Source organism: Micromonospora sp. CNZ297 (assembly GCF_007827625.1).
In genome coordinates this window covers 481,794-496,505 of the sequence record NZ_VISU01000003.1, presented here as the reverse complement: position 1 = coordinate 496,505, position 14,712 = coordinate 481,794, and the positions used below count along the sequence as shown (strand labels likewise).

12 protein-coding genes are annotated in these 14,712 nt (G+C 71.9%); 1 reads left to right on the top strand and 11 read right to left on the bottom strand.

What is annotated here, in order from left to right; genetic code table 11:
• Positions 1–25: 25 nt before the first annotated feature.
• Positions 26–877 (bottom strand): helix-turn-helix transcriptional regulator, encoded by an 852-nt coding sequence (locus tag FB454_RS08520; protein ID WP_030270871.1) that lies wholly within the window; start codon positions 875–877, stop codon positions 26–28.
• Between the two features lie 87 nt (positions 878–964).
• Here FB454_RS08520 and FB454_RS08515 point away from each other — a divergent pair, with 87 nt between their 5' ends.
• A complete protein-coding gene (locus FB454_RS08515; RefSeq protein WP_123109548.1) occupies positions 965–1,762 on the top strand; it encodes an SDR family NAD(P)-dependent oxidoreductase in 798 nt (265 codons plus the stop codon).
• Between the two features lie 6 nt (positions 1,763–1,768).
• Here FB454_RS08515 and FB454_RS08510 read toward each other — a convergent pair whose 3' ends face one another.
• The 10 genes from FB454_RS08510 to FB454_RS08465 form a co-directional block, all read right to left on the bottom strand.
• The gene (locus FB454_RS08510) at positions 1,769–2,467 is read right to left on the bottom strand and encodes a DUF4386 domain-containing protein (protein ID WP_145822768.1); all 699 of its coding nucleotides are present in this window, start codon (positions 2,465–2,467) and stop codon (positions 1,769–1,771) included.
• A 147-nt stretch (positions 2,468–2,614) separates the two neighbouring features.
• Entirely contained in the window at positions 2,615–3,703 is a 1,089-nt protein-coding gene (locus FB454_RS08505) for an Rpo12/RPC10 RNA polymerase subunit family protein (protein WP_145822767.1), read from the bottom strand.
• Complete coding sequence (locus tag FB454_RS08500; protein ID WP_091329197.1) at positions 3,700–4,830, bottom strand: SPFH domain-containing protein; 1,131 nt, start codon at positions 4,828–4,830, stop codon at positions 3,700–3,702. Before FB454_RS08500 ends, FB454_RS08505 begins: the two co-directional genes overlap by 4 nt.
• A gap of 114 nt (positions 4,831–4,944) precedes the next feature.
• The gene (locus FB454_RS08495; RefSeq protein WP_013285132.1) at positions 4,945–5,979 is read right to left on the bottom strand and encodes a glycosyltransferase family 2 protein; all 1,035 of its coding nucleotides are present in this window, start codon (positions 5,977–5,979) and stop codon (positions 4,945–4,947) included.
• 15 nt (positions 5,980–5,994) lie between these two features.
• Positions 5,995–7,806, bottom strand: a complete 1,812-nt coding sequence (locus FB454_RS08490; RefSeq protein WP_013285133.1) for a hypothetical protein — start codon at positions 7,804–7,806, stop codon at positions 5,995–5,997.
• A gap of 88 nt (positions 7,807–7,894) precedes the next feature.
• Entirely contained in the window at positions 7,895–8,485 is a 591-nt protein-coding gene (locus FB454_RS08485; protein WP_030270860.1) for a DinB family protein, read from the bottom strand.
• A gap of 43 nt (positions 8,486–8,528) precedes the next feature.
• Positions 8,529–8,945 carry a PPOX class F420-dependent oxidoreductase gene (locus FB454_RS08480; protein ID WP_013285135.1) on the bottom strand — a complete coding sequence of 139 codons (417 nt, stop codon included), beginning with the start codon at positions 8,943–8,945 and terminating at the stop codon, positions 8,529–8,531.
• 104 nt (positions 8,946–9,049) lie between these two features.
• The gene (locus FB454_RS08475; RefSeq protein WP_013474637.1) at positions 9,050–10,174 is read right to left on the bottom strand and encodes an RICIN domain-containing protein; all 1,125 of its coding nucleotides are present in this window, start codon (positions 10,172–10,174) and stop codon (positions 9,050–9,052) included.
• A gap of 11 nt (positions 10,175–10,185) precedes the next feature.
• Entirely contained in the window at positions 10,186–11,910 is a 1,725-nt protein-coding gene (locus FB454_RS08470; protein WP_123109550.1) for a family 43 glycosylhydrolase, read from the bottom strand.
• A gap of 124 nt (positions 11,911–12,034) precedes the next feature.
• Positions 12,035–14,464: a ricin-type beta-trefoil lectin domain protein gene (locus FB454_RS08465; protein ID WP_145752585.1), complete on the bottom strand. Its 2,430-nt coding sequence runs from the start codon at positions 14,462–14,464 to the stop codon at positions 12,035–12,037.
• Positions 14,465–14,712: the final 248 nt, after the last annotated feature.

The following is a 14,712-nucleotide window of genomic DNA, read 5'->3' as shown; positions in this document are numbered from 1 at the left end:
TGGCGTTCCACCGAGGGCGGCCGGCTCAGCGCTCGACAGTCATCCGCTGGGTGCCGATCACGGAGAGCAGCCGCAGCGCCTCCTCCGACGGTGAGCCGGGTGTGGCGGTGTAGATGACCACCTGCTGGTCGCGGTCGGTGATGTCGAGGACGTCGCAGTTGACAGTCACCGGCCCGACCAGCGGGTGCCGGAACGTCTTGCACAGCGTCCGCGCGCCGCCCACCTCGTGGGAGGCCCACAGGCGGGCGAACTCCTCGCTCCCGGCGAGCAGCTCCGCGATCAGCGCGGCCATCTCCGGGTCGTCCGGATAGCGGGCCGCCGCGGCACGCAACCGCCCGACCGAGTGGCGGGCGAACTCGCCCACGTCCGACACGTCGTACAGCCCCGCGCCGTGCAGGTGCGGGCCGAGGAACGCCCGGCGGACCAGGTTGCGGTCCCGCCGGGGCACTGCGGAGAAGTCCTCCATGAGCGCCGCCGCGAGGTCGTTCCAGGCGATCACCTCGAACGCCGCCGAGGTCACGAACGCCGCCGCCTGCGGCAGCCGGTGCAGCAGGTCCAGCACGCTCTGCCGTACCTCCCGGGGTGGCCCGGACGGCGGCGCGGGCGGCGCCCCGGCCAGGTGGTGGAGGTGGTCGCGTTCGGCGTCGGACAGCCGCAGCGCGCGGGCCAGCCCGGCCAGCACCTCCCGCGACGGACGCGGACCCCGGCCCTGCTCCAGCCGGGTGTAGTACTCGGTGGAGATGAACGCCAGCCGCGCCGCCTCCTCGCGGCGCAGTCCCGGGGTGCGGCGACGCCGTCCGGCGGGCAGGCCCACGTCGGCCGGGGTGATCCGCTCCCGCCTGCTGCGCAGGAACACTGCCAGCTCACGTCGGTCCACGACCCCAGTGTGCCCTCGTGCGGCGGCGCGTATCCAGGTACCGGCGGTACCTGGATGGGCTCCGCGACCGGACGCAGGCTTGCCGGCATGGACACCACACGAACCGACACGATCGTCCACCCGACCGCCGGCCTGCTGGCCGGCAAGGTCGCCTTCATCACCGGCGCCGGGCGCGGCATCGGCGCCGCGGCGGCCCGGCTGTTCGCCGCCGAGGGCGCCCGGGTGCTGCTCGCCGCCCGGACCGAGGAGCAGTTGAAGGCGGTCACCGAGCAGGTCCGGGCCGCCGGCGGCACCGCCGAGTACGTGCTCTGCGACCTGGCCGACGCGGCCAGCGTGCGCGCCGCCGTCGACCGCACGGTCGAGGTGTACGGCCGCCTCGACGTCGCCTTCAACAACGGCGCGACGATCGTGCCGCCCGGACCGATGGACCGGGTACGCGAAGACGACTTCGACCACGTCTACACCGTCAACCTCAAGGGACCGTGGCTCGCCATGGTCGCCGAGGTCGCCGCGATCCGGGCCACGGCGGGCACCGGCGCGATCGTGAACAACTCCAGCGTCGGCAGCCTGATGGGCAACCCCGCACTGCCCGCGTACGGGGCGATGAAGCGCGCGGTGAACAGCCTCACCGAGTCCGCGGCGATCACCTACGGGCCGGAGGGCATCCGCGTCAACGCGATCGCCCCGGGCAGCACGCTCACCGAGATGATGCGCTCCTGGGACGCGGAGTCGCCCGGCATCATCGACCGGCTCGCGGCCGCCAGCCCGTTGCGCCGGGCCGCCGAACCGGACGAGATCGCCCAGGCCGCCGCCTGGCTGCTCAGCGACCGCGCCTCCTTCGTCACCGGTACGGTGCTGCGGGTCGACGGCGGCGCGCGGGCCTGACCCGGCTCAGACGGCGGCGTCCTGGACCGGCCGGGGCTCGACCGCGCCGTCCGTCGCGGGGGAGGGCCGGAAGCCCTTGACGACCAGGTAGACGCCGAGCGAGAACTCCCACACCGCGATGGGGAGCGCGGCGACCGCCGCCACCGCTGACAGCCGGTCCCAGGCGCCGAACAGGGTGCCCAGGTCGGAGGCGACGAGCAGCGGCGCGCCGACGAGCCCGAGCACCGGCAGCACGCGCGGCACGAGGCGGGACTGGTAGAGCAGGGTGCCCAGCAGCAGCGCGTTCACGGCGGGCAGGAAGCCCTGGCTGAGCAGGAAGACCGAGTCGTAGAACGCGACGAGCGCGCGGCCGGTGACGAGCGCGTCCGGCCCGGCGTCGGACTCCCGCAGCGCGACGAGCGTCAGGATGCTCGCGACGCCGACGAGGATGCCTGCGGCTTCGAGCACCCGGGCGCCGACGAAGCCCAGCGCCCGGGCCGGACCGTGGCGCGTGAGCACCGGGTACAGCGCGACGGAGGTGCCGATGCAGGCGAGCGCGACGATCATCTCCAGGACGCCGCCGAGGACGACCGGAGCCTGCGAGGTGGTGCCGAGGACGTAGTCCGACTCGCGGACCGGGGCGTACAGGGCCACGGTGGGGATCGAGACGAAGGTGAGCAGATAGGCGCCGCCCGCGACCAGCGAGGTCTTCCGCAGTGAGTCCATCGGGGCCTCCCTCCGTCGCCGCCCGGCCGATGGTGGTGATGCCCTCACTCTGCTGTGGACCCGCGCGGCGGCACATCGGCCGCTCGGGCAGTCACCTCGCGCGATGCGCACGGGCCACCGGTGCGGCACACCGGTGGCCCGTGCGCGTCAGCGGCTCATCGCGTACGCCACCACGAGCGCGACGAGCGCCAGCGCGGCCAGCACCGCCGCCACGATCTTCGCCGTGCTGTAGGGACGCTCGCCGATGACCTCACCGGTCCGCGCGTTCACCAGAACCTGGTACGACCGGCCCGCGTGCAGGTACGCGGCGATCCACACCGGCAGCAGGATCAGCTTGTACGACACGTCGGAGTACGTGGTGTCCACGGCGGACACCCGCTGCTCGTCACCGCCGATGTCCGACCGGCAGTCCCCCTCGATGACCGGCGCCATCCGCGCCTTCGCCTCGGTCAGGCCCGCCTCGGGCTCGGTGTCGTACCGCAGCGCCTGATATCCGGCCAGGTAGTCGCCGTGGTACGCGGCCGCCTCGGTCAGCGGCCACGGCGCCAGCTTGTCCAGTTGCTCGGTGGGCAGGTGGGTGGTGGCCGGCACCAGCACGTCGTCGAAGTCCCGGCGTACGGTGCCGGCGGCCGGATGCCACCGGGTGTGCCGCACCTGCCGGGTCCGCGTCTCCTGCCTGCCGTCGACTGTCACCGTGTACGTCTCGGTGACGTAGTAGTGCTCGCCCCGCTGACCCTGGTAGTCCGACACGGTCCGCGCGTCGAACGTCCAGTGCGGCAGGTACGTGCCCTTGAGCGTCTCCGCCTCGCTGATCTTCTTCAGGCTCCCGGGCGCGAACCAGCGGCTGCGGCACCACTGGCCCAGGGCCGTCCGCACACCGTTGCGGTCGACGGCGAACGGCAGCACCGCCTCCGGCGCGATCAGCTCACCCGCCCCGGCGTCGGCCACCAGGGGAGCCGCGCAGAACTGGCAGCGCTGCGCCAGCGCGTCGCTCTCCGTCCGGGCGCCGCAGCCCGGGCAGACGAACGTGTGCGCCCCGACGCTCGCCACCGGCTTGCGGGGCAGCGACGCCAGTTTCGCGTACGCGTGCTCACGCACCTCCCGGCCGGCGCCGGCGATCTCCTGCCGGTGCCCGCAGTACGGGCAGCTCAGCGCGGTCGTGCCGGGCGCGAACTCCACCCGGGCGCCGCACCCGCCGCACTGGTAGGAGGGCGGCGAGACAGCCGTGTCGCTCATTGCGGCGGCAGCGGCGGCGGGACGCTGGCGAGCACCGACGCCAGCTCGGGCACCTGCCCGGCGGGCTGCCACTGCGCCATCCCGGTACGCCAGACGAGCGTGTCCGCGCCGAGCGCGCCCGCGTTCGCCTGCTCGGCCAGCGCGCCGAGGTCGTACGGGCCCTGCCGCTGGCCGCCGACGCCGACGTACCACTGGGCCTGGCCCGGCAGCGGCGGCGGCTCGGCGGCGGCCGGCTGCGTGGCGGCGGGCTGGGTCGGGTGCGTGGCCGCGCCACCGCCCATCGACCGAGCCATCTGCTGGCCCATCGCCATGCCGAGGCCCAGGCCGATGCCCGCGCCCGCCTCGCCACCCGGGTTGTTCGCCGCGGCCTCCATCGCGTTCGCGGCCTGGAAACGGGTGTACCGGTCCAGGTCGCCGACCGCGCCCATGCTGGTCCGCTTGTCCAGCGCCTGCTCGACCTCCGGCGGCACCGACACGTTCTCGATGACGAACTTGGGGATCGCGATTCCGACCTCGGCCAGTTCCTCGGTCAGCACGGCGGCCAGCCGCCGGCCGATCGCGTCCTGGTGCGCGGCGAGGTCCAGCAGCGGCACGCCGGCCGTGGCGAGCGCGCCGCCCAGGCGCCCCACCATGAGCTGCCGCAGGTATTCCTGCACCTCCTCGGTGCGGAACTGCGGATCGGTGCCGACCAGTTCCCGCAGCAGCCGTGACGCGTCCACCACGCGGGCCGCGAAGGCGCCGAACGCCCGTACCCGGACCACGCCGAACTCGGCGTCGCGCAGGATGACCGGGTTCTGGGTGCCCCACTTCATGTCGGTGAACTGCCGGGTGTTGACGAAGTACACCTCGGCCTTGAACGGCGAGTTGAAGCCGTACTTCCAGCCCTTCAGCGTGGACAGGATCGGCAGGTTGCGGGTCTCCAGCGTGTACGTCCCGGGTTCGAAGACGTCGGCGATCTTCCCCTCGTTGACGAACACCGCCGTCTGGGACTCCCGGACGACCAGTTTGGCGCCCATCTTGATCTCGTTCTGATACCGGGGGAATCGCCAGACCATCGTGTCGCGGCTGTCGTCCAGCCACTCGATGATGTCGATGAGTTCGCCCCGGAGCTTGTCCATCAGCCCCATCGCAACCCTTTCCTCGGCGCCGGTCTCCGGCGTCGCGGGCGACCATAGCAACCGCCCGCCACCTGCGAAAAGAGAACGATTCTGCGCCTATCGGCGCCCACCGATCGGGGTCGCTCAGCCGGTTTCGCCGGCCATCGATTCGCCGGTGGCCGTACGCTGCTCCGGAATCCGGGACGCCCGGCCGGGGGTGTCGACGACGCGTTCGGTCTCCTGCACCAGATAGTGCGGACGGCGCTTCGTCTCGTAGTAGATCCGGCCGATGTACTCGCCGATCACCCCGAGAATCATCATCTGGATGCCGCCGAGCCCGATCACGCTGACGATGATGGTGGTGTAGCCGGGCACGTCGATGCCCTTCTCCACGGCGTCGGCGACCACCCAGGCCATGTAGCCCACCGCGATGAGCGTGAGGAAAAGTCCGCCGTAGATGGCCAGGCGCAGCGGCCGGTTGTTGAACGACAGCAGGCCGTCGAACGCGTAGTTGAACAGCTTGCCGAACGTCCAGCGGCTCTGCCCGGCCTGCCGGGTCTCGTTGCGGTGCGCCACCACCGCGGTGCGGAAGCCGATCCAGGAGAACAGGCCCTTGGAGAAGCGGTTGTACTCCGGCATCGCCAGGATCGCGTTCACCGCGAGCCGGGACAGCAGCCGGAAGTCACCGGCGCCGTCGAGCAGGCGGACGTCTATCCACCAGTTGACCAGGCGGTAGAAGGAGCGCGAGGCGACCATCCGGATGAACCGGTCACCGCGGCGGTCCCGGCGGGCGATCACCTGGTCGAACCCCTGGCGGTAGAGCATCACCATCTCGGGCAGCAGCCGCGGCGGGTGTTGCAGGTCGGCGTCCATGATGACGACCGCGTCACCGGTGGCCCGGCGCAGGCCGGCGAGCATGGCCGCCTCCTTGCCGAAGTTGCGGCTCAGCGACGTGTAGCAGACGGCCGGGTCGGCCGCGGCGAGCCGGCGCAGCGCCGCCAGCGTGCCGTCCTCGCTGCCGTCGTCGACGTACACCACCTCGACGTCCACGTCGGTCAGCTCGGCGAGCGCGGCGCTGAGCATCTCGTGCAGCCGCTCCACCGACGCTTCCTCGTTGAAGCAGGGCACCACCACCGACAACCGCACGGTGCTCACCCCGCCCGGCCCGGACACACGCATCCGGCGCCCACGCCGTCAGAGGCGGTAGACAAGCGTGCCATCGACATCCTCCCGGGTGATGCCCAGCCCGTCGACCGGCCGGTTCTCGATGCCCTCCCACGGCGTCCCCGCCGCGCGGCTCGGCACCGCGACGACCGACCGCACGCCGATCCCGCGCAGGTAGGCCACGCTGCCCGCGTCGGGGAACGTCGCCACGGCGACCCGCGTCTGGGCCTGGGTGACCGGCTCGAAGCCGCCGAGCCCGTTGGTGATCCGGGGGAACCCGTCGGTGGACCACAGCATGTAGTTCAGATCGCCCACCCCGCCGGCGGGCAGCACCAGCATCGGTTCCGGCGCGGTCCGCATCGCGGCCGGTGGCGTCGGCACGGTCGGGTGCGGCGTGCGGTTGACGCCCTCCAGCGTGACCAGGGCGAGCGGCACCAGCAGGACCAGCGCCGCCGCGGCCCGGGACACGCGTGCGGCCGCGGGCCGGCGCCACGACTCGGCCAGCGCCGTCACCAGCCCGGCCGCCAGCACGGCGAGCAGCAGGCTGGTCCAGTGCATCATCCGGCCCGGGGTACGCAACGCGTCCCAGCCCGGCAGGAGGTTGGACAACGTCAGGTAGCCGGGGTCGCCGTCCCCGCCGAGCGTGGCGCCCAGGCCCAGCAGCACGGTGCCGGCCACGCCGAGCCCCAGCGCGATCCGGTGCCGCACCGGGAACGCCGAGACGAACAGCCCCGCCGCGGCCAGCCCGATCAGCGTCATGCCGGGTAGCAGCGCCATCTCCGGCGGCCAGGACAGCTGCTCGCGGGCGGCGGCGTGCCTTTCCCCCCACAGCCACGAGTCGCCCGGCGCGGTGACGAACCCGATCAGCGGCGGGGAGAACATCTTGGTCCAGTCCAGCGAGCGGACGGCCTGCGGGTTGAGGTCGACCACGCGCAGGTAGACCAGACCGAGCAGCAGCGTCACGGTGCCGAACACGGCGCCGCCGGCCAGGTCCGCGACGAGCAGCCGCCGGCCGAACGGGGGGCGCTCCCGCTTGCGCCACCAGGACCAGCCGTAGCAGCCGGCCGCCACCAGCACGGCGGCCAGCAGGAAGTAGACGAGCGGCAGCCCGATGCCGAAGCCGAGCGTCACCTGCCAGGCCGCGACGAGCCACCCGGCCACCGCCCAGCCGGGCCGGCGGCGCTCCGGCCGGTATCCGTGACGCAGCGACCAGCCGTGGCCGCGCGCCAGCATCGCCAGCGCCAGCGCGATCCCGCCGCTGGACAGGATGTTCAGGTGGCCGGAGTGCGCCAGCCGCCAGGGCGCGTACGCCCACGCGATCCCGGCGACCGCACCGCCCCAGCGGTTGGCGCCGAGCTGCCGGGCCAGCGCGTACGCCCCGAGGAACGCCAGCGCGTGCAGCAGCACGTAGAGCACGTTGTAGCGGATCACAGCGGCCTCGAAGCCGGAGCCGAGCATCCCGAACGGGGCGTACCCGAGCAGCGTGTCGCTGTAGGCGTAGGTGTAGCGCTCCGGGTAGAACGTGTTCGAGTTCCAGAGGTTGGCCGGGTCGCTGAGCAGGGCGTGCCCCGACCAGGCGACCTGCCACGCCTGCAACGTCGGGTCGCCGAGGTCGCCGGGGATCGTGGTCGCCGGGTGCCGCATCGTCGGCCAGGTCAGCACCACCGCCAGCAGCAGGCTGCCCAGGATCGCCAGCGTCCACTCCGGGTTCGGCCGCCACCGGCGTCTGCCGTCCGGGGAACGCCCGTCGGAGGGGCGGTCGTCCGAGGGCGGCTCGGCGGGAGGCCGCGCGGGACCGGTGTCCTCAGCGGCCGGCGGGGCGACGGCGGGCCGGATTTTCATGGGATAGATGCTTCACGATGCTGCTGGTCCTGTCGATCCGCTGTCCGAAATGTGGTTGAAACTTCCGGCCGGCATACCGGAAGGCCGGCTACTCGAACCGGTCGGCGAGCGCCGACAGCTTACTGACGTACGCCGGCCAGTCGTAGCCCTCGGGAACGTTCCGGTTGTCCCGCCCGAGCCCGATCGCCGCGTCGTGCTGCTCGCGCATGACGTCGGCGTGCCCGGCGTGCCGGGCCAGGTCGACGCAGACGTGCACGATGACATGGTGCAGTGTCACGTCCTGCCGGCCCGGCTGCCACCACGGCACCCGCCCCGGCGCGTCCAGCGGCAGCGTCTCGATCGTCTCGTCCGCGAACGCCCCGACGCGGCGGTACAGGTCGATCAGCCCGTCCTTTGTCTCGTCGGCCCGGGCGTACCAGTCCGCCTGCGGGTCGCCGTCGAACGCGTCGTCCGGAACCAGTTCCCCGGGGGTGGGGAACTGGCGGCCGAACGTGGTCCCGAAGTAGCCGGCCTCGACGTTCAGGCAGTGCTTGAGCAGGCCCAGGAAGTTGTTGCCGGTCGCGGTGCGGGGAAGCCGGGCCTCACGTTCGCTCAGCCCGTCGAGCTTCCAGATCAGATTCTCCCGGATCGCGCGCAGGTAGTGGTGCAGCGTTGCCTTCGGGTCGTACGGCTCACTCATGCCCGACACTCTTCCGCATGGGTCGGACATCGTGGGGGCGGCGTCAGCCGGTCTGGCTGCTGTCCTTGTGCGCGCCCCACCCGTGCCAGCGCTCGATCTCGATCCAGGCGCTGACCCGGGCGCGGTCCCGCCGGGGGTAGGGGCGCCCGGTGTAGTGCTGCGAGATCCGGTCGATGTCCGCCAGGCCGTCGTCGTCGCGCAACTCGGCGACGCGCCCGATGAGGCTGACGTGGGTGTACCAGTTCTCCTCGTCCAGCACGGTCAGGGAGACCCGGGGATCGCTGCGCAGGTGCGCCAGCCGGCGGCGGCCCTCGTCCATGTTCACCAGGACGCGGCCGTCCTCCCACAGGTACCAGGTGGCCGCGGACACCGGCTGGCCGTCGCGCAGCGTGGCGATGACGGCCGGGTTCGGCTTGCGCAGCATGGCGACGGCGGGCTCGGGCAGCGGCGGCTTCGACATGGCTCTCACTCTACGTACCCGCCGGGTCCGCCGCTGGTCATGCGGACGGCGCCGCCCGGACGGGCTCCCCGGCGGCGCCCGCCGGGGAGCCCGTCGCACGCCGGTCAGGCGCGTGCGCTCCACTGCTGGTTGGTGCCGCCGTGGCAGTCCCAGAGGTTGATCCTGGTCCCGTTGGCGGTGCCGTAGCCGGCCGCGTCCAGGCAGCGCCCGGACTGGACGCCGCTGATCGTGCCGTTGGCGTTGAGGTTCCACTGCTGGTTGGGCTGGCCGTTGCAGTCCCAGATGATCACGCTGGTGCCGTTCGCGGTGCCCCGCCCACTCGCGTCGAGGCACTTGTTGCCAAGCACCTGCAACTGCTTGGCCGAGGTGTAGGTCCAGCGCTGCATGGTGCCGCCCCAGCAGTCGTACAGCTGCACCGCGGTGCCGTTCGTGGTGCTGCCGTTCGGCACGTCCAGGCACCGGCCCGAGCCGGCGCCGACGAGCTGCACGTTCTGGTACGTGCCGCCGCCGCTGCCGGGGGTGCCGATGCTGCCGGACACCGACTGCAACGCGCGGTACCAGACCGCTGCCATCTTGTCGTAGCCGGTGGCGGTCGGGTGGATGCCGTCGATCAGGTCGGCGGTGGTCAGCGCCGAGTGCTGGTCGACCAGGTGGACCCGCTTGCCGGCGTTCACCTTCGACTGCACGATGCCGGGCAGCGCGGCGTTGAACGTGCGCACCGCCGCCGCCTGGCCGGAGTTGGCGAGCGGGATGATCTGCGCGACGAACACGTCCGCGTTCGGCGCCGTGGTGGTGATGCGGTCGATGAGCGAGGAGAGCCGGTTCGGCGCGGTCGAGACGTTGTAGTTCTGCAGGATGTCGTTGGTGCCGATGTGCAGCAGCACGGTGCGCGGCTGGTAGGCGTTCAGCCAGCCGGTGATGTTGGCGTCGATCTGGTCGATGCGCCAGCCGGGGTGGCCCTCGTGGTCGTGGTCGCCGAGGTTGCCCGGCCCGTTGAACTGCGAGCCGACCAGGTCGACCCGGTAGCCGCCGCCGGCCAGCCGCTGCCACAGGCCGATCCGGTAACCGCCCGGCACCTGGGTGCCCTCGGTGATGGAGTCACCGAGCGGCATCACCCGGGTGCCGCCGTTGGACTCCGCGCCCGCCGGGCCGGCGGGCGTCAGCACGCCGGCGGCCAGCAGCGCCAGCGCGGCGCCCGCGGTGAGCCATCTCCTCGCTCCGGTACGCATGAACGCTCCTCTCACGGGCTGGTGCAGGTCAGGGACGGGGTGGACGGTGAGCCGTCGGCGATGAAGCCGAACGTGGTCGAGCCGGACGCGGGCACGGAGCCGTTGTACGCCGCGTTGCGGACGGTCGCCGTGGATCCGCTGGTGCTCAGCGTGCCGCTCCAGACCTGGCTGATGCTCTGACCACCGGCGAGGTTCCACCGCACCGACCAGCCGTTGAGCGCCGCGGCGCCCGCGGTGACCGTCACCTCGGCCTGGAAACCGCCGGACCAGGAGTTGGTGGTGCGGTAGGTCGCGGTGCAGGCGTCGCCGGTCGGCGGCGGCGTGCTGGGCGGCGGGGGAGAGGAGGGTGGCGGGGTCGACGGGGGGACCGGCGGCGGGGTGCCGCTGAGGCCGGAGGTGAACCACCAGTGGTCGATGTTGAACAGCGAGCCGCTGCCGCCGGTGAACCGCAGGTAGAGGTCGTGGGTGCCGGTGGCGCCGCTGACCGGGCAGCTCGGGTTGGTCCAGGTCTGCCAGTCGCCGGTGGGGGTCACCTGGCAGGTGCCCACCAGCGGGCCGGTCACGCTGTCCAGGCGCAGCTCGATGGACCCCCCGCTGCCGGCCGAGGCCACCATGGCGGTGAACTTGGTCGCGCCGGCGCCGAAGGCCACGCCCTTGACCTTGATGTAGTCCCCGTTGTCGATGTAGCCGACGTTCCTCCCGCCCAGGGAGGACGCCTCGGTCTCGACCCCCTGCCCCCAGGCCATCGTCTCGGCCTCCTGCCGGGAGTACGGGTTCACGGTGCCGACCTGCGGGGCGCCGGTGGTGGTCATGTTGATCGTGGGGATCGAGCCGTCAGCGCCGTAGGAGAACTTCTCCACCGCCACCGACCTGGTGAAACCGCCGCCGCCGGGCAACGCGCCGTTGTGGTAGAAGAAGTACGAGTTGCCCTTGAAGTCGATGATCCCGGGGTGGTTGGTGAAGCTGCTGCCCTGGGTCGGCATGATCGTCCCGCGGTACGTCCACGGGCCCAGCGGCCCGGGAGCGGTCGAGTAGGCGACGAACTCCGAGCAGCACCTGGCCGCGAACGCCATGTAGTAGAGGCCGCTGCGCTTGTACACCCACGGCCCCTCCTCGTAGAGGGTCGGCCGGTTCGCGTCACCGGTCCGCGCCCCGAAGCCCGCGGTGGTCAGCGGGATCTGGGTGGGGCTGCCGGAGTACGAGGTCATGTCCGCGTTCAGCTTCACGTACCACAGTCGCGGGTTGCCCCAGTACAGGTACGCCTGGCCGTCGTCGTCGATGAACACCGTCGGGTCGATCTCGCCGTTGCTCACCAGCGGACGCCCGATGGCGTCACGGAACGGCCCGGTGGGGCTGTCCGCCACCGCCACCCCGATGCCCATCTGGCCGGTCGCCCGGACGACCATCGGCACGTACCAGTAGAACTTGCCGTTGCGCTGGACCGCCTGGCCGGCCCACGCGTCCTGCTTGGCCCAGCTGAACGTGGCGAGGCTGAGCGGCGACCCGTGGTCGGTCCAGTTCACCATGTCGTCGGACGAGAAGACCCGCCACTCCTTCATGGTGAACCAGGTCGAGTTGTCCTCGTCGTGGCCGGTGTAGAGGTAGACGCGGCCGTCGTGGACCAGCGGGGCCGGGTCGGCCGTGTAGATCGTCTGCACGATCGGGTTGTCCGCCCGGGCGACGGTCGGGGTCAGCCCTCCGGCGATGACCGGGGCCAGCCCCAGCAGGGCGAGCATCGTCACGGCCAGCGCGAGCCATCGTCTGGTCCGGCGGTCGGGTCTCCATAGCGTTGAGGTCACAGGTCGTCTCCCCGGTAGGCCGCGCCGCGGCGGATGGGTACGGTCGGCGAAGGTCGGGCCGTCACGCCCGGCTCCACTTCTGGCTGCTGCCGCCGGTGCAGGCGGACAGGACGATCGGGGTGCCGTTGCCGGTACCGCCGCCGTTCGGGCTCAGGCACAGTCCGGACTGGACGCCGGTGATCGTGCCGTCGGTGTTGACGTTCCACTGCTGGTTGGCGCCGCCGTTGCAGTCCCAGATGATGACCCGGGTGCCGGACGAGGTGCCCTGGCCCTCGGCGTCGAGGCACTTGCTGCCGTACACCTGGAGCTGCCGGCCGGAGGTCGCCGTCCACTGCTGGTTCGCGCCGCCGTTGCACTCCCACAACGTCACCTGGGTGCCGTTGGTCTGGGACTGGTTCGGCACGTCCAGGCAGCGGCTGGAGTTGGGGTTGAGCAGGGCGCCGCTCGTACCCCCGGGGTTGCCGCCCGGGCCGGCGACCACCGACAGGTTGTCGAACTGGGCGGTCTCGCCCTGGCTGGTGCCGAAGCCGACCTGGCCGGTGCCGAACGTGGAGTCGGTGACCGTGCCGACAGTCGTGCCGTCGATGGTGGCGGTGATGGTGGAGCCGGCGAAGCCCAGCGCGAGGCTGTGCCAGCGGTTGGTGCCGAGCGCGGCGACGTTCCCGCTGCGCAGCGTGGCGAGCTGCCCGGCGGTGTTGTTGCGCAGGATCGACCACGAGCCGGAGTCGGTGACCCGCAGGAAGTAGCCGTTGTACCGGCCGATCGGGTCGAGGTTCGTGGTGCCGACGCGGCCCTGGATCTGGGCGTAGCCGGACTGTTCGAGCAGGACGTCGGCGGAGACGGTGTAGTTGCCCCAGCTCAGGTTCCCGCCGTAGGTGGCCGGGTCGGCGAGCGTCTTCCAGGTGATCGGGGCCTGCGCGGACATCTGCCGCAGGCACATGCCGGCCCGGCCGCCGCCGCAGCCGACGGTCTCGAACGCGCCCTGCATGTCCTGGAGGTACTTCGGTATCCGCCCGGCCGCGTAGCCGTCGAAGTCGTCGCGGTACGGCAGGCCGAGCGAGCCCTGGACCGGGCTGGTGGCGGTGCCCTTGCCCTGCCCGGTGGTCGTGGTGACGGTGTAGAGGTGCCCGGGCTGGACGGTGAGCGAGAACGATCCGCCCGACGGGGTGATGTCCGCGCCGCGGACGAAGAAGTCGTTCGGGTTCGTCGAGTTCAGGTTCGTGGACCAGACGTGCACCTGGCCGGTGGAGAGCCCGCCGGTGACGTTCACGGTGAGCTGCTGCGCCGCTGTGGCGTCCATGGTCTCGATGACGGTGCTGTAGTCGCCGCCGGTGGGGGAGCGCAGCGACACGTAGCTGCCGTTGTTGCGGTTGCCGCCCAGGTAGCCCGAGGACGAGTCGAGGTAGCGCCAGCCGGGCGCGGTGAACTGGGTGGTGTGCGCCAGCGCCCAGGTGTTCTTGCCGACCGAGTACCAGCCGGACCAGGGCTGGTTGGCCAGGATCAGCCCGACCGTGGACCAGGGCAGGTTCGGTGTGATCGCGGCGATCAGGTCCCAGTTGAGGTAGGCGACCATCCGGCCGTCGATGTAGCCGCGGTTGATGCCGCGGGCCAGCGGCTTGGCGCCGTCGTTGTAGTCCTGCGAGCCGCCCTCGCTGTTCCACAGCGTCTTGCCGGTGCTGGTGGCGGTGGACGAGACGGTGCAGGTGGTCTGCGCACTGAGGTAGCCGCACGGGTAGTGGCCGCTGAGCACGTCGATGCTGTTGCGCAGCGTGGTGTTGCCGGCGACGGCGTTCGCCGGACCCCAGCTGCCCGGGTAGTCGTCGCCGTAGATGATCTTCACGTTGCCGTACCCGTTGCTGTTCAGCGCCTGACGCAGGCTGATGGTCCAGTTCGCGTCGGTCCGCTTCTCGTTCTGGGCGGCGGTGATGTAGTCCATGGTCAGGTTGTGCTGCCGCGCGCAGCCCAGCCAGTCCACGAAGTAGTTGATCATGTCCTGGGACATGAAGTTGCCGTTGCCGATCCACCCGGGAGCGCCCCAGGGCAGTGCCGCCAGCTTGATGGCGGGGTTGCGGGCCTTGGCCTGCTCCATGATCCACCACTGGTAGCCGCGGTTGCAGTTGAGATCGCCCCGGACGTGCTCGTGGCTCGGCTCGGAGCCGCTGGTGGAGTTGGTGTCGCCGCCCATCTCGACCTTGAGGATCTGCAGCGCGGCGCCGTGGCCGGGCTTGAACAGGTAGTCCAGGATCTGCCCGCGTTGCGGCTCGGGATAGTCGATCAGCAGCCGGCTGTTGCCGCCGCCGCCGCTGACCGCGCCGACCCCGTCGAACGTCTGGCCGCCGGAGGCGCCGTTGACGGTGATCGAGGTGGCCGCCTGCGCGGGGGTCGCGGCGAGCGTCAGGCCGCCGCCGGTGGCGGCCAGGGCGAGAGCGAGGGCGGGTGCGGCGAGACGCGATGGCCCGGATCGGACGGGCCGGGGACGGGGGATCACCATGACGGCTCCTCGGGTACGCGCGGGCGCCCGACCGTCCGGGACGGTGCCTCGCGAGTTGTGGATGGCCGTCGGTGTAAACGCTAACAGCGGCGGTGCGGTGGCCCCAGGGGTGCCGGTGGTGGTGGCCTGCGGGGTCGTGAATGTTAGCGCAAACATCGACCAGAGTTAATTAGAGCACATCCCGGCGTCCGGCGGGGCGTCGGTCCTCTCGCCGGTGCCGGGCCGGGGGCCGCGCGGTGCCACCCCAC